Raw genomic sequence first — 21,986 nt, forward strand, 5'->3', positions numbered from 1 at the left:
GTTTTAATTTGTTGCTACATAGATAGGACCTGTAAAAGGAGCCAATCCACTATTCTTTATATTGATGATATAATAGTATGTTCCAGTTGGGACTTTTCCAGAATTTCCTACAGATGAGCTATGCGACTCACCTCCCCAATCATTTTGATAATTACCAGACTTGTAAACTTCCGCACCCCAACGATTGAAAATCTGAACTTCAATTTCGAAACCACATTCTTCAATGGCAGAAACAGTAAAGAAGTCATTAAAGTTATCACCGTTAGCGGTAACAGTTTTAGAAATAACAACATTATCTGCAGAGCTACACGGTAATACTAAACACTCGTCATCTACACTAACAGTTACTTCAACTTCTGTCGGACATGGACCTTCAGTAATCGAATACCTAAAGATGTAATCACCAACATCAACAGAATTAGGATCAAAGTAGCTACCGTTTAATGTAGCATTTCCAGAAACTACTGTCCATGCTCCATTCATATCAAAATCTCCAGATAAGAGATTGAATAAATCAAATTCAATATCAAGAACACAACGTTGAGCATTCTCAGCTTGTATAACATTACTTATTTCAACAGTAATATTTTGTACAAACTCAGATTGATTTCCACAATCATCGGTAACAGTCCACATTCTTGTAATACTGTAATCTTCAAAATCATTAGTTTGAGTAGATGTTTCGTTATAATCAACATCAATATTATTAGAACAAGAATCTTGAAATACTAAACTTGGTACATTTGGAATTTCATCACATGAAACTGTAATATCTGAATCAAATGTAGATACCATTGCTGGTGGTGTAGTATCTTGAACTGTAATAATTTGAATATGAATTAACTCATTTCCACAGCTGTCACTTGCTATCCAAATGCGTTCTATAATATATTCGCCAATACAAGATGAATTTGAATTATCTATATTCTCAGAGAAATTCACAGTAGCAGATCCACAACTATCTGTTGCTGTTAAATTTGCAGCAGCTGGTACATTGTCGCATTCAACAATGATATCTGTAGGTAAATTTTCATTAAAAGTTGGCGCAGTAGTATCTTGAACAGTTATATTTTGCGTATGGCTAGTTTCGTTACCACAAGCATCCTGAGCAACCCAAGTTCTAATCAAAGTATAATCATTATCACAACTTCCAGAATTGATAGTTTCAGTCAATGTTACAGTAGCATCACCACAATTATCGGTAGCAGTTAAGTTTTCAGCATTTAATAAATCTTCACACTCCACAGTAATATCTGCTGGTAGACTTTCATTGAAAGTTGGAGCAGTAGTATCTTGAACTGTAATGGTCTGTACCAGAGCAGTAGTGTTTCCACAGTCATCAGATAAAGACCAAGCACGGTTAATTGTAAAGCTTCCAGGACAAGCGCCATCGACTATAGTGTCTGTAAATGTAGCCTCAAGATTAGAAGAACAGTTATCATTTTCATCGGTAACGTCACCTGTAATAACAAGGTCGTTGACATCCTGATCACATTCCAAGGTTAAGTTTGCAGGAACCGAGAAAGTAGGAGGCGTTGTATCTTCAGTAGTTATGGTCTGATCAGCAGAAGTAGTATTTCCACAAGCATCAGTAGCAGTCCAAGTTCTGATGATAGTTTTGGTATTTCCACATGCAGCGGTTTCTACGTCTGAGTATGAAATAGTTGGTGTAGCACAATAATCTGTAGCTGTAGCTTGACCTGTATTGGCAGGAGAAGTATCTTCTGTACATTCTATAGTTACATCTGTAGGAACAGTAAGAACAGGCGCAACGGTGTCTACAATAGAATATGTAGCCGTAACCGAGTCTGAATTTCCACAGTCGTCTGTAGCAGTAAATGTTACTGTAATAGCACCATTGGCACAATCCACAGAGGTACTGTTGTTATAGTTATTGGACCAAGTTACGTTACCACAACTGTCAGAAGCTGTAGCTCCAGCATTATTGGCAATCCAAGTCTCAAGCGTACCATCAGGTGTAACACCACACTCTATATCGATATTCTCGATATTTGAAGCATCGATAATAGGGGCAGTAGTGTCTTGAACACTTATGGTTTGCGTATGGCTAGTTTCATTACCACAAGCATCCTGAGCAACCCAAGTTCTAATCAAAGTATAATCATTATCACAACTTCCAAAATTGATAGTTTCAGTCAATGTTACAGTAGCATCACCACAATTATCGGTAGCAGTTAAGTTTTCAGCATTTAATAAATCTTCACACTCCACAGTAATATCTGCTGGTAGACTTTCATTGAAAGTTGGAGCAGTAGTATCTTGAACTGTAATGGTCTGTACCAGAGCAGTAGTGTTTCCACAGTCATCAGATAAAGACCAAGCACGGTTAATTGTAAAGCTTCCAGCACAAGCACCATCTACTATAGTGTCTGTAAATGTAGCCTCAAGGTTTGAAGAACAGTTATCACTTTCATCAGTAACGTCACCTGTAAAGACAAGATCGTTGACATCCTGATCACATTCCAAGGTTAAGTTTGCAGGAACAGAGAAAGTAGGAGGCGTTGTATCTTCAGTGGTTATAGTCTGATCAGCAGAAGTAGTATTTCCACAAGCATCAGTAGCAGTCCAAGTTCTGATGATAGTTTTGGTATTTCCACATGCAGCGGTTTCTACGTCTGAGTATGAAATAGTTGGTGTAGCACAATAATCTGTAGCTGTAGCTTGACCTGTATTGGCAGGAGAAGTATCTTCTGTACATTCTATAGTTACATCCGCAGGAACAGTAAGAACAGGCGCAACGGTGTCTACAATAGAATATGTAGCCGTAACCGAGTCTGAATTTCCACAGTCGTCTGTAGCAGTAAATGTTACTGTAATAGCACCATTGGCACAATCCACAGAGGTACTGTTGTTATAGTTATTGGACCAAGTTACGTTACCACAACTGTCAGAAGCTGTAGCTCCAGCATTATTGGCAATCCAAGTCTCAAGCGTACCATCAGGTGTAACACCACACTCTATATCGATATTCTCGATATTTGAAGCATCGATAATAGGGGCAGTAGTGTCTTGAACACTTATGGTTTGCGTATGGCTAGTTTCATTACCACAAGCATCCTGAGCAACCCAAGTTCTAATCAAAGTATAATCATTATCACAACTTCCAAAATTGATAGTTTCAGTCAATGTTACAGTAGCATCACCACAATTATCGGTAGCAGTTAAGTTTTCAGCATTTAATAAATCTTCACACTCCACAGTAATATCTGCAGGTAGACTTTCGTTGAAAGTTGGAGCAGTAATATCTTGAACTGTAATGGTCTGTACAAGAGCAGTAGTGTTTCCACAGTCATCAGATAAAGACCAAGCACGGTTAATAGTAAAACTTCCAGCACAAGCACCATCTACAATAGTGTCTGTAAATGTTGCCTCAAGGTTTGAAGAAGAACAGTTATCACTTTCATCGGTAACGTCACCTGTAATTACAAGGTCGTTGACATCCTGATCACATTCTAAAGTCACATTAGCAGGAACAGAGAAAGTAGGAGGCGTTGTATCTTCAGTGGTTATAGTCTGATCAGCAGAAGTTGTGTTTCCACAAGCATCAGTAGCTATCCAAGTTCTAACAATGGTCTTGGTGTTTCCACATGCAGCGGTTTCTACATCCGAGTATGAGATACTTGGTGTAGCACAATCATCTGTCGCAGTAGCCTGGCCTGTATTGGCAGGAGAGGTATCTTCTGTACATTCTATAGTTACATCCGCAGGAACAGTAAGAACAGGTGCTACGGTGTCAACAACAGTTATTGTTTGTACACCTGTTGTTATATTACCACAATTATCTGCAACAGTCCAAGTTCTTTCAATAACTTGTGTGTTTCCGCAAGTGTTGGTAATGCTATCAGATTCAGAAATAGTTACACCACTACATGAATCTTCTCCTTTTGCTAAACCAGTATTATCACTGGAAGTATCATCTCCACATTCTAAAGTAATATCTTCAGGTAAAGTTAAAATTGGAGGAGTGGTATCTTCGACAGTAATAACTTGATCAGCAGAAGTGGTATTTCCACATTCATCAGTAGCAGTCCAAGTTCTAACTATAGTTTTTGTATTCCCACATGTACCAGGTGTTTCATTATCAATTTGTGTGATAGTAACAGTACTACAGTGATCATTACCTGTAGCTTGACCTGTATTATTACTTGATGAATCGTCTGTACATTCAATAGTAATATCAGAAGGAATATTGATAATAGGTGCAATTGTATCTTCTATAGTTATGGTTTGTACAGCACTAGCAGTATTATTACAGCTGTCAGTAATTGTAAATGTTCGAGTTACAATTATTGGGCAATTATCAGTTGAAGTTATAACATCAATATAAGTTATATTTTCAATGCTAAAATCATCAGAGGCATTGTAATCTGAATTAGACTGAAATATAGATTGAACATCTGCTGATTCCACTGAACTATATGTGAATAAAGCATTGCTTTCTGTGATGTCTGAAGTGCTGCAACCTTCTATTGTGATTGTAGATGGTACAGATATTTCTGGGTTTTCTGTATCGTCAGCAGAAATAGTTATATCTAAACTAAACGTACAGTTATTAGAGTCTGTAACAAGAACAGTGTAATTTGATGCCGATAAATTATCAAAAATCCCATCAGATTGAGATGTTATACCATTATCAATAGAATACGAATACGGAGAAACTCCACCAGATGCTTCAATTATGAAATTTCCTGTATCATTTCCAGAACAATCTACATTAACTGTTTGTGTAACGGATGCAGAAAGATTTTCAGAAGGTTCACTAATTGTATTTTGAGCTGTAGTAATACAACCATTAGCATCAGTTATGGTAACAGAATAAGTACCAGCTGACAAGTTATTAATATCCTTACTTGTAGCTCCATTATTCCATGAATAAGTATAAGGTTGTGTTCCGCCAGAAACTGTTAAATCTATGGATCCTGTACTATCTCCTTTACATAATACATGAGATGGGTTAGTAGAAGCACTCAAAGTATCAGGTTCTGAAATAGTGATGGTTGTAGATTCTTCACATAAAGTAGTTTCATCCGTAACTGTTACAGTATAATCTCCAGCTGGTAAGCCTGAAACTGAAGGTGTTGTATCGGTTAAAGAATCCCAAGTATAAGTAAATGGTCCAGTTCCATTAGAAACTATAGCAGTAGCAGTACCATTACTTTCACCATTACAAACTACAGGTGTCGATGTACCAGAAATAGATAAATCATGGCAAGTACCTGAGTCTACTGATGCAGATTTTGATAATGTACAACCATTAGCGTCCGTTACGGTTACAGTATATGAACCGACAGATAAGCCTAAAATACTAGGAGTTGTTTCACCACCAGGACTCCATAAATATGAATAAGGAGGAGTTCCACCAGAAACTGTTGCCAAGATGATACCATCATTGGTAAGAGGTCCTAACAAATCTGTTACAAGTGTAGAAATACTTAAAGGACTATCTGGTTGGGTTATTGTAAATGATTTTTGAACAGAAGAACATACGGTTCCATCCATAGTAACCGAAACATCATAGTCTCCAGATGGTAAGTTGTTAAGCGTACTGCTTGTTACTCCAGAATCAACCTGACCTGTACTCCAAGTAAATGTATATGTAGCACTTGGATTGTAGGCTGAGGCAGCAGATACTGTTGCAGAACCTGTAGCTTCACCGTAACAAGATACATTATTTGTGTTATCTATAGTAACTTGAGTATCACAGGTGTCATTACATTCTATTACAATAGTTTCTATTATTTGACAGTTGTTTGCATCGGTAATAGTTACAGAGTGGTTTCCATTACTCAAATTAGTTACAGTAGCACTAGTTTGGCTATCAGCAGAATTACTCCATAAATAGGTGTATGGTGCAGTACCTCCAGAAACATTTATTGTTGCTTGTCCATTGTTACAACCTTGAGAGGTAGTAGCGTGTGTAATATTTATATTTGAACTTAGAGCACTAGATGGAGAAGAAATGTTTTGACTTATTGTAGCTGTACAACCATTAGCATCAGTTACAGTAACCGAATAATTTCCTTGTGCAATATTTGTTATATCTTGACTTGTAGCTCCATTATTCCAACTGAAAGTGTAAGGAGGAGTTCCTCCTTCAACATAGGTGTAAATATTGGCATCAGATTCGCCATAACAAGAAACGTCATTATAATCTTCAATTGAAATTTGTAAAGCTTCGGCTTCAGTAATTTGAGCATCAATTGTAGTAGAACATGCGTTTGAATCTAAAACTGTTATAGTATAATTGCCAGCAGCTAAATTTTCGAATAATCCACTAGTTTGATAACTTGTACCTCCATTGATAGAATATGAGTATGGAGAAGTTCCACCAACACCTTCAACACTAATACTTCCAGAAGTATCGTCATTACAATCAATATTTTCTATACTAATAATATTTGCTGTTAATATAGAACTAGGTTGTGATATTGAAACTTGACTAGTTGAAGTACAGCCATTTGCGTCTGTAACAGTAACTCCATAAGATCCTGGTGCTAAATTGTTTAAATCTTGAGAAGTAGCTCCCGTATTCCAATTGTAAGTGTAAGGAGCTGTGCCACCAGAAACCGTAAGATCAATAGAACCATCAGATTCACCATAACAGCTTACGTTTGAAGTTGAAAGTGATGTTACTAACTCTTGAGAAGGTTGATTTATAGTATAACTATCTGATATAGTACAACCATTAGCATCGGTAACAATTACATTGTAAGTACCTCCAAAAACGTTTGAAATATCTTCCGAAGTAGCAGTATTATTCCATTCATAAGAGTAAGGTGGAGTACCTCCTGTTACAGTTATATCTATAGCTCCTGTGTTTTCAAGTTTACATAGAACATCAGTTACTGTAGCGGTTAAATTCATACCAGTAAGAACAATAGGATCTAAGTTTATGTTTTCACATTGAGTGTAGCTACTTCTTACTCTAAGTGTATAAGTACCAGATGATCTGGAAAATATTGGTGAACTTTGAAATGGTCCATTGTTAAGACTATATTCAAACTCATCACCAACAGGATTAATAACTTCAATTAAAAAGTTGCCATTTGTAGGGTCACAGCCTATTTCTACTTCAGGTTCCGTAGGTTTATTAACATAGGTTAATGTAACAGTAGCTTCATCACAGACGGATGTGTTAGGTGCAGGAAGGCAAACACTATAATCAAAAGTGACGTCACCTGTAAAACCATCATTTGGTACATAAGTATATGTACCATCAGAGTTTAATTGAAACGATTGACCAGCAGGTGTAGGACCTGATACTAATTGATATGTTGAACCGGCAGGCACATTGTTACCTAAATCAATATCACCACTATATGTAGAATTTATACAATTTACATCATGGCTATCTATGGCATATTTTTGAAGTATAAAAAACTTACCATCTCCATGGTCTCTTGTAGCGGCAACAAACTCTATTTTAGTGATTTTTGAACCAATAGGCGCAATATCATTTAAATAAAATAGAGCTATACCTATAGTCTGTCCATTTTCATTACATCTTCCAGATTGCCAATAGTCAGAATTATTATAAGGACTACCAAAATTACAGTTTTGGTAATTACCAGCATTTCTTACAAATGTAGATCCTAATACTTGTTCTGGGCCACCACCATTAGGTGTTCCCCAAATTTCTATATAAAAACAGTTATTTCCACCTCTTTCGGTAACTGCTAAAACACTTCCTTCATTAGCAGGAATAGAAGGGCTGTAAAAGATTGTTTGCCTTTGAGCATCAGTTGATTGGATTGCGCCAAAGTTTGAACAAATATTTCTACCGTTAAAGTTAGAAGTAAAGTAATGGTTTAAGTTTTTATCCTGAAAAGCACTTATAGCATCAGTATTCCAACTTGCAAAACTACTGTTAACACCCAAATCACTTCCGTTTAGTTGAATGCCGTTTCTGTAATCTCCATCAGGACCTAATGTGGTCATTTCATAACTCGTAGGAACTACGAATGTATTATACATTGTACCATTTACGGTAACAGACTGTATAGTTGCAGGATCACTAAGGCTTGATTGTGTATCTTCCCACTGAAACGTAACGCCTGATTGGATTGATGGAGCTTGTTGTGCTAATATTAAATTAGGAGTAATAATAGAAAGCGCTATTAAAACAATCCAAGATACATTTACTATTGTAGCACAAAAGTATCTATTTTTCATACTTTACTTTTATAACATTATTTAATGTTGTATACCTAAGAATTAAGCAAACTAAATTCAGAATTAGATTCTGTGTATTAGATAGTTACTTAATCATAAGTACTGAAAATTTGTTTTGTAAAAATGTAGAGGGAAGCAATGTTAATGTAAATGCACAACAGAATGGATTAATATATTTTTGATTTGGGGTCATTTACATTAATTTTACATAACAAAAGAAATTATAACTTAAATCATACACAAACATTAGAGTTAAGGGGGCAAAATAATCGTTAAAACGGATATAAACAACCTTTTGTCGATAAAATTTGTGCTTAATCGATAATTTATGAAATCAGTAATCTTAGTAAGACACGGAAAATCATCGTGGGAATTTAATGTTGTCGATAGAGATAGACCATTAAAATCCAGAGGAATAAATGATGCTAATTTGGTCGCTCAAGAGTTCTTAAATAGGGTAGATTTGCCAGAAAAAATTTTTTCAAGTCCAGCCAATAGAGCATTAAGTACTTGTAAAATTTTTGCCAAACATTTAAAAATATCCGAAGATTCTATTCATGTTGATGAAGAACTCTATGATTTTTTAGGTGAGAATGTCACAAGATTTATTAAAAATATATCCAATGATTATGATACTGTTATGATTTTTGGTCACAATCATGCTTTCACCTCAATTTCCAATATATTTGGCGATAAATATATTGAAAACCTTCCCACAAGCGGTTTGGTAAAATTAAATTTCAATATTGAAAACTGGAAAGATTTAAAACAAGGCACCACGGAATACATCATTATTCCTAAGGAAATAAGATAATGACAAAAGACAAGAATATTTACATAAATAGAGAGCTAAGCTGGTTACAGTTTAATGCAAGGGTACTTCAGGAAGCGGCAGATAAGGAAGTTCCTCTTATTGAACGGTTAAGATTTTTAGGTATATTTTCAAATAACTTAGATGAATTCTTCAAGGTAAGATATGCAACGGTTAAACGTATTTATGAAGCAGGTAAAGCAGGAAAAGCAGAGCTAGGAGGTATTAGTGCAGGTGATCTGTTAGAGGAAATAACCAAAATTGTAATAGACCAACAAAGCGAGAGTATTGAGATTCTAGAATCGATAGATGAAGAGCTAAAAGGAGAAAATATTCATGTGATTAATGAAACTCATATTGCTAAAGATCAGCACGATTTTATACGTAATTATTTCTATCAAGAAATAAGTCCAGCTCTTGTTGTTATTGTGCTAAATGAAGATGTAGAATTACCACATTTAAAAGACACTACAGGCTATTTAAGTATAAAGATGTCTAACAAAAATGGTCCAGATCAATATGCACTTATTGAAATTTCAAAAGCTATGGATCGTTTTGTGGTTTTGCCAAAGAAAAATGGTGCTGATTACATCATCATGGTAGATGATATCATCAGGTATTGTTTAGATGAAATATTCAACATATTTGATTATGAGACGATAACATCTCACATGATAAAAATTACTAGAGATGGTGAATTAGAATTCGATAGTGATTTAAGTAAAAGTTTTATTGATAAACTTTCTGCAAGTGTAAAAGATAGACAGATAGGTGAGCCAATTAGATTTGTTTACGATAAAAGTATTGATGAAGACACCTTAAATTTTCTTTTAGAGAAGATGGGAATTGACTCTAAAGATAGTATTATTCCTGGTGGTCGTTATCATAACCGTAGAGATTACATGGACTTTCCTAGTCTTGGAAGAACAGATTTGTTGTATGATAAAATAAAACCTTTACCTGTTCAAGGGTTAAGTTTAGAGGAAAGTATCTTTAAAACCATTGCAAAGAAGGATTATTTGGTTTATGCACCATATCACACCTTTTCTTATGTAGTGAAATTCCTAAGAGAAGCAGCTCTTGATCCTAAAGTTAGATCTATAAAAATTACCATATACAGACTTGCCCAAATTTCTCATGTAGCCAGTTCTTTGATAAATGCAGCTAAAAACGGAAAACATGTTACGGTTTCCATAGAACTTAGAGCTCGTTTTGATGAGGAAGCCAATATTCATTACGCAGAACAAATGCAGGATGCTGGAGTTAATATGTTGTTTGGTGTTCCTGGTCTTAAAGTACATTGTAAAATGTGTGTTATTGAGCGCGAAGAGAATGAAAAATTAGTGCGTTACGGATTCATAAGCACTGGAAATTTTAATGAATCTACAGCTAAGTTTTATACAGATTTCACTTTGTTGACTTCAAACCAAAAAATACTCAAGGATGTCAATAAAGTTTTCAACTTTTTTGAAGTCAATTATAAGATCAATAGATACAAGCATATTATAACATCGCCGCATTATACTAAATCAAAATTATTTAGTTTAATCGATCACGAAATTGATAATGCTAAAAGTGGAAAACCAGCTTATATAAAGCTAAAGATGAATAGCATCAGTAGTTATAAGATGGTTGATAAATTGTACGAAGCAAGTAGAGCAGGCGTAAAAATTCAGATGATTGTTAGAGGTTTGTGCTGTTTGGTTCCAGGTATTGAAGGTATGAGTGAAAATATTGAGATAATTAGTATTATAGACAAGTTCTTAGAACACACACGTCTTTATATTTTTGGAAATAACGATGATCCAAAAATTTATATATCTTCGGCAGATTGGATGACTAGAAACATAGATAATAGAGTAGAGGTGAGTTGTCCGATTTATGATGAAGACATCAAGAAAGAGCTTCAAGATTTATTTGAAATTTGTTGGAATGATAATGTTAAGGCTCGTATTGTAAATGAAACACAAGACAATCAATATCGTAGAAACGATAAGGAAAAAGTAAGAGCTCAATTTGATACTTACGACTATTATTTAAAAAAATTAGAAGGATAACATGCTGAAGATTGAAAAATACGCAGCTATAGATATTGGATCTAACGCTGTAAGACTACTAATTTCTAACATAATCATTCAAGATGATGTATCAGTCATTTTCAAAAAGAACTCATTGGTACGTGTGCCCATAAGGCTAGGTGCTGATGTGTTTATGAATGGCGAAATTTCAGAATACAATCAAAATAGAATGATTGATACCATGCAAGCTTTTAGTTTGCTTATAAAATCTCATGGAGTCGTTCGTTATAAAGCTTGCGCAACTTCAGCAATGCGAGAAGCTAAAAACAGTGAACCTCTGGCACAAAAAATTGTAGATACCACAGGAATTAATATCGATATTATTGATGGTGAAGAAGAAGCAGCTATTATTGCAGCAACTGATTTACATGAGTTTATAGATGAAAACAAAACCTATCTTTATGTTGATGTTGGTGGTGGTAGTACAGAGTTTTCCATCATTCATAATGGTGAAAAAATAAAGTCTAGATCTTTTAAAATAGGTACGGTTAGACTGCTTAACGATATCGTAAAAAATGAAACCTGGCAAGAATTAGAAAAGTGGATTAATGAAAACACCAAGCAATACGAAAAAATAGACCTTATAGGTTCTGGTGGAAATATCAATAAGATTTTTAAAATTTCAGGAAAGGCAATCGGGAAACCTTTAACGTACTTTTATTTAACCAGTTATTATAAGACTTTACAAAGTTATTCTTACGAAGAGCGTATAACAAAGTTGAATCTTAATCAAGATAGAGCGGATGTTATTATTCCTGCAACAAGAATATATTTGTCTGCAATGAAATGGAGTGGAGCCAAGGATATTTATGTACCAAAGATTGGTTTGTCAGATGGTATTATTAAAAGTATGTACTATGAAACGGTGTCTAGCGTAGAATTATAAGATTACAGTTATCCTTTCGTCTAGTATTTCTGTACAAAAATCCGATTATTGAATTCAATATTATAATTTAATTTATATTCGCTTACTCAAGTCTTAATAAATTTTAAATGAAAAAATTACTATTCGCCCTTGTCTTCGTAGCTTTTACTGTTTCTGGTTTTTCTCAAGACGTAAGATATGGTGTAAGAGGCGCTCTCAATATTTCCAATTTAGATTTTGATCCTGATGCTGATTTTGAAAACAAACACCGTAATGGTTTTGCTTTTGCTGGTTTTGTTGATTATGGGTTTACAGAAGACATCTCTTTATTAACGGAAATACAGTGGTCTGCCGAAGGTGGTAAGGATGAATCGCTACGAGCAGATTATATTAAAATGCCTATACTTTTAAGATTTATGCTATCTGATCGATTTACTGTTGGAGTAGGTCCTCAACCAGCTTTAAAAACGTGGGAGGATAAAGATGGTTTTGCAACATTTACTTTTTCTGGTGTTGCAGGATTAGAGTATATGATTACAGATGAGCTTTTTATTGATACAAGATTAACTTTAGGTTTAAGTAATATCTTAGATGAAGATTTAACAGATACAAAAGCAACAAACCATGTTATTCAATTTGGTTTCGGAATTAAGCTATAATATTTTCAAAAACATATAACAGAAAAAGCCTCGATATTAATCGAGGCTTTTTGTTTATCCATGTATGGTTTCTTTTGTACCTAAGTCTCTCATAATTTCAGCTTCATATTCTAAAAGATTCTGCCATTTTTCATCAACCTCTTTACGTTCTCCATATTTTCTAGCAAAGTTTAAAAACATAGTGTAGTGGTTAGCTTCACTAATCATTAGTTTTCGGTAAAACTTGGCTAATTTTTTATCCTCTAGTTCTTCAGAAAGTAATCTGAATCGTTCACAACTCCTAGCTTCAATAAGTGCTGCGTATAATAATCTATGTACTAATTGTGTGGTTCTACTACCTCCTTTTGGAAAGAATTTTAATAACGCAATTACATAGTCGTCTTTACGATCACGACCAAGTGTCCAACCTCTTTCAAGTATCAGATCATGAACCATTTTAAAGTGGCTCATTTCCTCTTCAACTAAATCAATCATTTCTTGTACAAGTTCCGTGTATTCAGGAAAGCCAACAATTAACGAAATAGCTGTACTTGCTGCTTTTTGCTCACAAAAAGCATGGTCAGTTAGTATGTCCTCAACATTTTTCTCAACAATATTTACCCATCTAGGGTCTGTTGGTAATTTTAATCCTAGCATAATTATTTTTTAGCAGTTTGAATAAAATTTGATCGTCCCTTACTATTAATGGTCATTCTATGGTAAGACGTACGTTCTGTTTCTGGTATGGTATAAATGAAATCTATTGCCACATTGTTAGTCAGGCTAGGGTCATCATCTACCTGAACCGATTTTAATACAGCCAATTCATAAAAGTTATGTAGTTCAGAACCTTGCTCAAAATTAGATTTAAATCCGAAGACTTTATTAGCCTTCTTTTTATCAAAGCTTTTATTGTAAATGATTTTTCCGTTTTTTTCAACTAAAATATCAAACTTGAAGTTTCTATAATGAGTTTGATAGTTAATAGTGTCTTTTATTTTGGTGAAAAGAACACTATTAGACATATCAGAATAGCTCTTTATTTTTACATGAAATCCGTTGCTTAAAAGTGTGTCAACTTCACGCTCAATATAGGTTTCAGGAATATAAATATCCTTTTGAAAACTTACTGTTTTTTTGAATTCTTCAACGCTATCCGCTAAAGACTGATTAGAAGTTCTTCTGCCTTCACAACTTGTAAAGCCAATAACCACAATTAATAATAATCCAAGAAGTGCTCTCATATTAAATTTCGTTTATCAAAGATATTTTAAAAATTTAATATAGAAAGTTCTGAAGTATTATTCTCTGTTTTTAGAAATAACAGATAACTATAAAGCTCTTTTATTTAAGTTTTCATCAGGGAAATCTCTTGGTAAATCATTCGGCTGATCAAAAGATTTAGTATCGCTAAGCGCTTCCATAAATTTAATAATATCTGATATTTCCTGCTCAGTTAAGTTTAACGGATCACTAGATAAAGTTTGATGTTCTAAATTTAATCCATTTCCAGCTCCACCACCTTTGTTATAAAAGTCCATGACCTCTTCTAAGGTGTCAAAAACTCCATTATGCATGTATGGTGCTGTTAAAGCTATATTTCTCACTGTTGAGGTTTTAAATGCTCCTTCATAAAAAGAAGCGACTTCTTGTGTAAGACCATTGCTGTATCTGCCTTTATCGTCATCAAAAGCCCAAGGCTCTTGTTTATTATTAGGCACGCCTAAAACTTCAGCTTCGCTATCAATATAAAGCGGTGGTAAGTTTCCTGAAAATAATGGAGCAAAATGACAAGTTGCACAAGCTGCTTTGCCTGTAAAGAGATTAAAACCTCTTTCTACAGCTTTTGGTAATTGATCTATTTTATTTTGAAAATATTGATCTACAGGACTGTCAAACGTATTAAGTTGCATTACGTAAGCTGCTAGAGCATAGTCAATATCATTAAATTTGATTTGATTACTGTTTGGAAATGCTTTTTTGAATAAGTCCACATACGTTGGACTATTTTTAATTTTTTCTAAAATCTCTTTGTATGAAGAGTTGAATTCTTTTTCACTTAGTACCACATGTTCAAACTGATCCTCTAAGCGCTGCGCTCTTAAATCGTGAAAGTATTTTGTAGCATAAACTGAATAATTTAAAGTCATGGCATTACGCTCAAGGTGACCGCCATTACTAGAAGAACTCAATGTTTTTCCGTCGGTAAATGCTTTTTTAGGATCATGACAAGTTGCGCAAGACATGGTGTTTTTTTGAGATAGAATAGGATCGTAAAAGAGTAAACGACCTAATTCTGATTTTTCATCGTAAGTATCGTCTTTACTTAAACTAACATAATAGAAGTTATTCAGAAAATCTTTTTCAAATAAATTTTCTGAAGTATAATTAACAGCTTGTGGATATCTTGAAACTTCATCTATAGTTTCATAATTCAAAGCTAAGTGAATGTCTTTTATATTTTTATATAAAGGATTTATAACTTCTTTAATGAAAACCAAACGATTGAAATTTTCAAAGTCAGCTCCTTTAATAATCTTTAAACCTTTTGAAATAATATTTGAGTTTTTCTTTAATAACTCAATTTGATTTACATTGTTTAATTCTGGTTTATATAAGCCAGTGTATTTTTTTATAGTTTGTAAAACTTTGTCTGCATCTTCAATACCTTGCAGTGTTCCAGGTGTATCAAAACCTGTGATACCTAATGAAGCCAAACGAATTATGGATTGTCTAGTAGCTTCAAAAAATTGTCTATCGTTAAATTTTCTAATTTTAAGATAGGTATTGATTTTTTTGATGTTTTTTTCAAAAAGTTCAACTTCTTTTAAAAAGGCTTCTTTTTCATCTTTATTAGAAAAATCCGAACCAGCAATCATCTCATCAATAACTTGCAACCCGTGTGGTTCAAGTACTGTAAGATCGGAAACTTTTTGTTCTAATTTAGGTAAAGGAGCTCCATTGACAATTTTATCATAAGCTTCCTTGTCTGAATATTCAATAATATACTCTACACTTTTAAAAGCATCTCGTAAAGCTCTATAAGACTTATCTACATTTTGTTTGGACTGATTTTGGTTTACAAAACCATCAACACTTTCTCTAAAATTGGTTGATTCTTCAACTAAAAATTCTAAATCTTCTATAAATTCAGCGTTGATTTCACCTATTACATTTGGTCTATAACCTTTGTAATTATTGAGATCGTTAAAATTAGAATCTGACCATTGGCTAAAAAGAGAAAAAACAAATCCAAGCAACAAGCCAACTAAAACAATGTGAGTATTTATCTTCATAATATTATAAAATGAAATAAGCCGGATGATTTACTCATCCGGCTAAAATTTTCTAAAAAACTTACTTAATGATTACTTTTTTAGTAATGCCTTCGCTAGTTTTTAATAAATATGTTCCTGTTTGGATACCAGAAATATCTATTGATTTTGTGTTACGATATACACCAATACGCTTTCCTGTAATATCGTATAAAGCACAATCAGTAGTTTCGCTTAAGTATAAGATACGCTCTGTTGGATTAGGATAAATTCCAAATTTGTTTGAATCAAAATGAAACTCTCTACTAGATAACGTCGCTAATGCTGTAGGATCATCAAACCCAGTGATAGCAAAAGTTAATGAGTTATTGTATGGGAATGGGTTAGCACCATCTGGATGCTGAGAGTTTACCAATACAGATTTACCATCAGCTGTAGCGCAAGCACCTGTAATTTCTGCACCTCTAGGAGTTTGGGTTAAACGAATTAAATTATCAACCGTAGGGTTAGCAACATCCATGTCTAAAATATACATTTCACACATACGATCGTTAGGATATTCTGATGGAGTTCTACCAAAAGACGTTCCATTTAAATCTTCGTTGATTAACATATATGTTTTTGGTGTACCATCAACATCTACATAAAGCATGTTTAAACCATCAGGATTAGATAAGTGCTTTGTTGGATAGTTAGCAACATCAGGACTTGTTGTAAAATAAGGACCACCTTCAACAAAAATATTAACATCTCCAGTAGCAGGATCGTATTCTAAAACACGTCCGTAATAATCCCAATATGCAGCATCGTCAGGACCAGTTGCTCCTTGATCTATAGCTCTTTGAATATGGTGAGCAGCATAAACTCCACCAGCAGTAGCGTCATCAGACCAGCTAGAAGCAGGATTGTCTCTGCCAGTTTCAGTCATATATATTTTACCATTATTTTTGTTTATAGTAACCCATTCTAAGCGGTTGAACATTGTAGCACCAGCAGCAATAGCTAAATCTGTAAAGTTCAACATGTTTGAGAAGTTAGAGTTGTCTATTTCAACCCAAGGATCACCAGCATTATCATGCTTATAAACATAAGTTGTTCCAGAAGTAAAATCACCAGGAGTATCTGCAACGAATTTTGTAAATAAACCAGGAGTTGCATCTGCACCCATATAAACTGTTTGGTTATCATTAGCAATTGTACCACCTTCAAATGGTTGACGTCCCCAATTATATTGTTTGCGTATTGCTTTAGAAGCTCTTGGGTCTATTTCTACCATCCAGTTGAAGTTTTGGTATTTTGGAATCGTTTGGAAGTTAGCCATCTCAAACTCTGTGTATTTAATAGTGTAGTCACTAATGTCTCTTACACCATTACCACTATCGTAAACGTCATTATTACTATTTCTAAACCATTCTTCAGCAGACCAAACACGACCATCAATATTAGAGTTAATACCTCCACAGTTCATCCCTGTTTCACCAACAGCAGAAAAATCTACATTAAAGAAGTCACCTTCACGACCATCACTTAAAGTTTGTGGAATAATATATAATTCATCAGTAGAAGGGGTTCTACCTAATAAGAAGGTAGTCATTCCACCACCATCACCGATTTTGTCATCAGCAATAATCATTTCGTGATTTACAGAAGCCCAACCAATAGCATTAGGATCATCTACACAGTCTTCAGCTGTTAAAGGAGTAAAACCGATAAAATCGTGCCATTGCTTAGCAGGTACTTCTTCATTAAGCCCTGTTTGTACCATATCTTCTCCACCAATAAATAATACTTGGAGTTGAAAAGGAGAAGGAGGAACTACTACTGTTGTAGCATCCCAATCTGTGTCAACCATAGTGGTTGGAAATTGACTCTGTGCTATTGATACTAAACCAAATCCGCACATCATCAAAGAAAGTAACTTACGTTTCATTTTAAATAGTTTTGTGATTAAATAAATTGGTTAATAATTAATGACTTAAAATTACTGGCGCTTTGTAAAGTCATTTTAAAAGCTATTTAAAATAATTGCAAACGAAACATTAAGGATGTGTTTTAAACATTATGAGAATGACCTATTATTAATTAGATAATTTACCTTTTAGTAACAAAGATTTTTTAAATTATTTAGTGTTGAAATTCTATAAACCCAATAAATACAAGTGATGTGAATTGAATTTAATGCTATGCCATTTTTTTTAACATTTATAAACAAGTGAAAGTTTCCTCTTATTTAGACATGTTATAAACAAGCGATTATCTCAAGTTATTCTTAAGAATAATAAACGGAATACCATCTTTCATCCATTGTTCAACATAGCCAAGTTTTGGAATTACTTCAAATGCTAAGGAGCCTAGAATTAAATCTGTATCACCATCTTTATCGTAGTCAGCGGCATCCATAACTACCCAACGGCCTTTATTTACTTCAGGAAAAGTGAAGTTTTGAAACGTATTATTTCCTGTGTTTTCATAATAAACAAAACTTTCTTCAGGTGTATTTACCCAATCTGGAAAAAAAGAAATCGCAGCTATATCCTTGTCGCCATCTCCATCAAAGTCATTGACTATGGCATTGTACGCTCCATTATGTTGAATGAATAACTCTTGTTTGAATTTGTTATTTCCATCATTCAAATAAATATAGATGCCATGCCAGGGCTTCATTATAGGTTTGTAATCTGCATTATCACCAGCTGTGTAAATGATATCCAAGAAACCATCATCATTATAATCTATAAGATCCATAAAACTTCCTCCCATAGATGGCGAAAATTGAAGTACTCGGTCTCTTTTAAAATTGGCCTTACCATCGTTGTAATAAATATCAATGCCTTCATCGGCTTGAGCAAATAGTGCTACAATATCTAAAAAGCCATCGTTGTTCATATCTCTCATATATGATTTTATAGCGCCAGGCTTTGCTAGTAAGGTTTTCTTAGTGTAAGAACTATCATTTTGAATGAAAACAGACAACGCACCTGTCCATTTTCCAAATTCTGAAACTACAATATCCATTTTTCCATCACCATTTAAATCTCCATAATCACTATGCACAGGTCTTTGTAAACCTTTTATAGGAACAGTTGATTTTATTCCAGATTTTTTTGGCAAGGTGGCAATTAACCCTTTTGGCGCATCGGTAGGAGAAAAACTACCCATTACGGTAAGCCAGAAGGCGTCATCTGTATCATAAAGGCTTACAGCACCTTCTTGTACATTTCCAGAGGTTAATAATTTTAGGTTACTAGAAAAAATGGAAAAACTTTTAGTAAAAGCATCACCTAAATAAATTTGACCGTTTTCTGAAAATTCTGCCATAGTAGAACTTGGTACATTTACTTTTTGATCTGGAATTATTGTGGTAAACTGCTTGAGTTCTTTTTTAATTATCTTTTTTGGTGGCAACGCTAATTCGTTTGGAGCATTATTTAAATAATAATCTTGAATCTTTTTCCAAGATAAACTATCCAAGGTTTGTTCGTTTGGAAATAATCCACTGGCTTTTACCAACTCACCACCTTCATTATTTTCAAAAAGGGCTTTTCTTTCATTGGCATTTTTATAAATGCCATACATGTAACCCATTCTTGGCAGCATATAATCTTTCCATATGTCTACAGTTAACATTTCAGGCTCTGGGTATTGATGACAGGCTTTACAATATATTTTTGAAAGCTGTTCTCCACTTAAATCGTCTTGTTTAGTGGTTTCTATTATTTCGTTGGAAGGTATAGAGTAAGTGTCATTACTATTATTTTTACAAGAAACGAGTAGTGTAGATAAAACAAGGATGAAGTAAACTTTATTCATTTGGTATTCAAAATAGAGATTAGTATAGTCATACTAATTTCAAAAAAAAGGGTATGCTTTATAATACCTTATTGTTACTATTTTATTAAGCTTAAGTAGGAATAAAATAAAAGTACCTAAATGTCTAACCCAAACGTTTTTTTGAGTAGTTCAATGTTTGGGTTTTTCTCCTTTAGTTTTTCGTACTTCTCTCTTGGTGTAAAGGCATATTTTTTAGCGATTTCTTCATTAACTTTTATATCTAATTCTAGATCGTAGTTAAGAAGTGTTTTCTTTAAATAAGCCATTAGAGGAAATTGAGCACGCTCTAACTCAATTTTATTTGTATTGTTGGAGTAGGTAAGATGAATCGTAGTTCCTTTTAGCTTAGGTGTATCCATTTGTAATATGGAAGCCATAATTTTTTCACCTTTCTTATCCATTTTAGCTGTGTAGGCTTTCCAAGCTTTTAGCAATGCTTCTTGGGTAACTGGTTCTTTTGGTAAATCGTCTTCATCAATAACAACATCCATCTGTCGTATTTGATGCTCTTTCTTTTCCCTTATACTTTTTAAAGAGAGACCAGAAGTAACTTTGCCAGGTTTATTGATGGATATCTTTGGTATTGTTGTAGGTTCTGAAACAGAGTTCTGAACTTTTTCAGGCTGCTTTTTAACAACTTCCTTGTTTGAGATATCTTTAGATATTTTTGGTTGAGCTTCTTCAGGTTTTTTTACAGGAATAGGAGTAATACCTTTTGCTGTAAAATAAGAAGCAGGAATTATGAAGCCCTTATTTTTTTTTTGCTCCATCAAAGGTGATAGAGGCTAGCTGCATCAATGTGAGTTCGACTAAAAGCCGTTGATTTTTACTCGATTTATATTTTAAATCACAACTGTTGGACAAATCAATACCTTGCATCAAAAAGGTATGTGAGGTCTTTTGGCATTGAATCATGTATTTTTCCTTAGTTTCTTCACCTACTTCTAAAAGTTCAAGCGTTGCTGGATTTTTACAAACCATTAAATCTCTAAAATGGGAAGCTAATCCTGCGATGTAATGATGACCGTCAAATCCTTTAGACAGTATAGTGTTGAATTGTACTAACAACTCAGGAATTTTATTTTCTAAAATTAAATCGGTACTTGTAAAATAAGTCTCGTAATCTAGTACATTAAGATTTTCGGTAACGGCTTGTCTTGTTAGGTTTTTTCCAGAGAAACTTACTACACGATCAAAGATTGAAAGCGCATCACGCATAGCACCATCTGCCTTTTGAGCTATAATGTGAAGTGCATCATCCTCAGCAGTAATATCTTGTTCTTCTGCAATGTATTTTAAATATTCTTTAGCATCTGAAACCGTAATGCGTTTAAAATCGAAAATCTGACAACGCGATAAGATGGTTGGTATAATCTTATGTTTTTCAGTAGTTGCTAAAATAAAAATACAATGCTTTGGTGGTTCTTCTAAGGTTTTAAGAAAAGCATTAAAAGCCGCTTGAGACAACATGTGTACCTCATCAATAATGTACACTTTGTATTTACCAACTTGTGGCGGAATACGAACCTGATCGGTTAGGTTTCTGATATCATCAACGGAGTTGTTAGAAGCCGCATCCAATTCAAAAATATTGAAAGCAAAATCTTCGTCCTCGCTAGTGTTACCGTCACTGTTTATCATTTTAGCCAAAATACGAGCGCAAGTGGTTTTACCAACACCACGTGGACCAGTAAATAATAAAGCTTGAGCTAAATGATGATTTTCAATAGCATTCAGTAAAGTATTGGTAATAGCCTGCTGACCTACAACATCCTTAAAGGTTTGTGGTCTGTACTTACGTGCCGATACTACGAAATGTTCCATTGATAAATTAGTGAATTACAAATTTAAGAATAACCTATAAATAGGCGTTTTTGATATTTAATATTTAATATGAGTTATTAACAATTTATGTACATTTGCCGCCACGCAGATTGCCTTATCGTTCCGATAATTATCGGGAAGGAAAGTCCGAACACCATAGTGCAATCATAGTGGTTAACAGCCATCCATCGAAAGGTGAGGAAAAGTGCAACAGAAAGTATGTACAGGTAATGCTGTAGTGAAATCAGGTAAACTCTATGTGGTGCAATGTCATGTATACCAACGCTCGAGGGCTGCACGTCCGATTGTTGGAGGGTAGACAGCTAAAGTTTGCTGGTAACAGTAAATTCAGATAAATGATAAGGGTTAAGACCTTTGTGGTTTTAATACAGAATTCGGCTTATAGATTTGCTTGTCATTAAAAAACCCTTTACTGAAATAGTAAAGGGTTTCTTTTTGCGTTTAAGATTT

At 34.0% G+C, this 21,986-nt stretch carries 10 protein-coding genes, 1 other RNA gene and 1 pseudogene; 5 read left to right on the forward strand and 7 right to left on the reverse strand.

All coding sequences use genetic code 11. The features are described 5' to 3' along the window. Window positions 1-3 precede the first annotated feature (3 nt). Entirely contained in the window at window positions 4-8,193 is an 8,190-nt protein-coding gene (locus tag AC2H4K_RS15160; RefSeq protein WP_493742574.1) for an HYR-like domain-containing protein, read from the reverse strand. Between the two features lie 328 nt (window positions 8,194-8,521). On the opposite strand from AC2H4K_RS15160, the gene AC2H4K_RS15165 reads away from it, so the two are divergent. The 4 genes from AC2H4K_RS15165 to AC2H4K_RS15180 all read left to right on the forward strand — a co-directional run bounded on the left by AC2H4K_RS15165 (window position 8,522) and on the right by AC2H4K_RS15180 (window position 12,606). Beyond that, window positions 8,522-9,007: a SixA phosphatase family protein gene (locus AC2H4K_RS15165; RefSeq protein WP_281139688.1), complete on the forward strand. Its 486-nt coding sequence runs from the start codon at window positions 8,522-8,524 to the stop codon at window positions 9,005-9,007. Further along, on the forward strand, window positions 9,007-11,061 hold the full coding sequence (ppk1, locus tag AC2H4K_RS15170) for a polyphosphate kinase 1 (RefSeq protein WP_281139687.1): 2,055 nt from the start codon (window positions 9,007-9,009) through the stop codon (window positions 11,059-11,061). Before AC2H4K_RS15165 ends, ppk1 begins: the two co-directional genes overlap by 1 nt. Window position 11,062: 1 nt before the next feature. After that, window positions 11,063-11,968, forward strand: coding sequence for a Ppx/GppA phosphatase family protein (locus AC2H4K_RS15175; RefSeq protein ID WP_281139686.1), 906 nt, complete (start codon window positions 11,063-11,065; stop codon window positions 11,966-11,968). Window positions 11,969-12,075: 107 nt separating this feature from the next. Continuing rightward, complete coding sequence (locus AC2H4K_RS15180) at window positions 12,076-12,606, forward strand: porin family protein (RefSeq protein WP_281139685.1); 531 nt, start codon at window positions 12,076-12,078, stop codon at window positions 12,604-12,606. 54 nt (window positions 12,607-12,660) lie between these two features. On the opposite strand, the gene AC2H4K_RS15185 is transcribed toward AC2H4K_RS15180, so the two are convergent. The 6 genes and pseudogenes from AC2H4K_RS15185 to dnaX form a co-directional block, all read right to left on the reverse strand. After that, window positions 12,661-13,242: a MiaE family protein gene (locus AC2H4K_RS15185; protein WP_281139684.1), complete on the reverse strand. Its 582-nt coding sequence runs from the start codon at window positions 13,240-13,242 to the stop codon at window positions 12,661-12,663. 2 nt (window positions 13,243-13,244) lie between these two features. After that, complete coding sequence (locus tag AC2H4K_RS15190; protein WP_281139683.1) at window positions 13,245-13,829, reverse strand: hypothetical protein; 585 nt, start codon at window positions 13,827-13,829, stop codon at window positions 13,245-13,247. Window positions 13,830-13,916: 87 nt separating this feature from the next. Further along, window positions 13,917-15,881, reverse strand: coding sequence for a cytochrome-c peroxidase (locus AC2H4K_RS15195; protein WP_281139682.1), 1,965 nt, complete (start codon window positions 15,879-15,881; stop codon window positions 13,917-13,919). Between the two features lie 61 nt (window positions 15,882-15,942). Further along, on the reverse strand, window positions 15,943-17,790 hold the full coding sequence (locus tag AC2H4K_RS15200; RefSeq protein ID WP_281139681.1) for an alkaline phosphatase PhoX: 1,848 nt from the start codon (window positions 17,788-17,790) through the stop codon (window positions 15,943-15,945). A 323-nt stretch (window positions 17,791-18,113) separates the two neighbouring features. Next, a complete protein-coding gene (locus AC2H4K_RS15205) occupies window positions 18,114-19,670 on the reverse strand; it encodes an FG-GAP-like repeat-containing protein (RefSeq protein ID WP_281139680.1) in 1,557 nt (518 codons plus the stop codon). 116 nt (window positions 19,671-19,786) lie between these two features. After that, window positions 19,787-21,515, reverse strand: a pseudogene (dnaX, locus tag AC2H4K_RS15210) (DNA polymerase III subunit gamma/tau). A 102-nt stretch (window positions 21,516-21,617) separates the two neighbouring features. On the opposite strand from dnaX, the gene rnpB reads away from it, so the two are divergent. Then, an RNA gene (gene rnpB, locus AC2H4K_RS15215) (RNase P RNA component class A) lies at window positions 21,618-21,934 on the forward strand. Window positions 21,935-21,986 lie beyond the last annotated feature (52 nt).

It is taken from the genome of Winogradskyella sp. 266wxhm, assembly GCF_058964685.1.

Coding starts and splice junctions, on each gene's coding strand:
- AC2H4K_RS15160 (WP_493742574.1), bottom strand. CDS start 8,193: ATGAAAAATAGATACTTTTGTGCTACAATAGTAAATGTATCTTGGATT.
- AC2H4K_RS15165 (WP_281139688.1), top strand. CDS start 8,522: ATGAAATCAGTAATCTTAGTAAGACACGGAAAATCATCGTGGGAATTT.
- ppk1 (WP_281139687.1), top strand. CDS start 9,007: ATGACAAAAGACAAGAATATTTACATAAATAGAGAGCTAAGCTGGTTA.
- AC2H4K_RS15175 (WP_281139686.1), top strand. CDS start 11,063: ATGCTGAAGATTGAAAAATACGCAGCTATAGATATTGGATCTAACGCT.
- AC2H4K_RS15180 (WP_281139685.1), top strand. CDS start 12,076: ATGAAAAAATTACTATTCGCCCTTGTCTTCGTAGCTTTTACTGTTTCT.
- AC2H4K_RS15185 (WP_281139684.1), bottom strand. CDS start 13,242: ATGCTAGGATTAAAATTACCAACAGACCCTAGATGGGTAAATATTGTT.
- AC2H4K_RS15190 (WP_281139683.1), bottom strand. CDS start 13,829: ATGAGAGCACTTCTTGGATTATTATTAATTGTGGTTATTGGCTTTACA.
- AC2H4K_RS15195 (WP_281139682.1), bottom strand. CDS start 15,881: ATGAAGATAAATACTCACATTGTTTTAGTTGGCTTGTTGCTTGGATTT.
- AC2H4K_RS15200 (WP_281139681.1), bottom strand. CDS start 17,790: ATGAAACGTAAGTTACTTTCTTTGATGATGTGCGGATTTGGTTTAGTA.
- AC2H4K_RS15205 (WP_281139680.1), bottom strand. CDS start 19,670: ATGAATAAAGTTTACTTCATCCTTGTTTTATCTACACTACTCGTTTCT.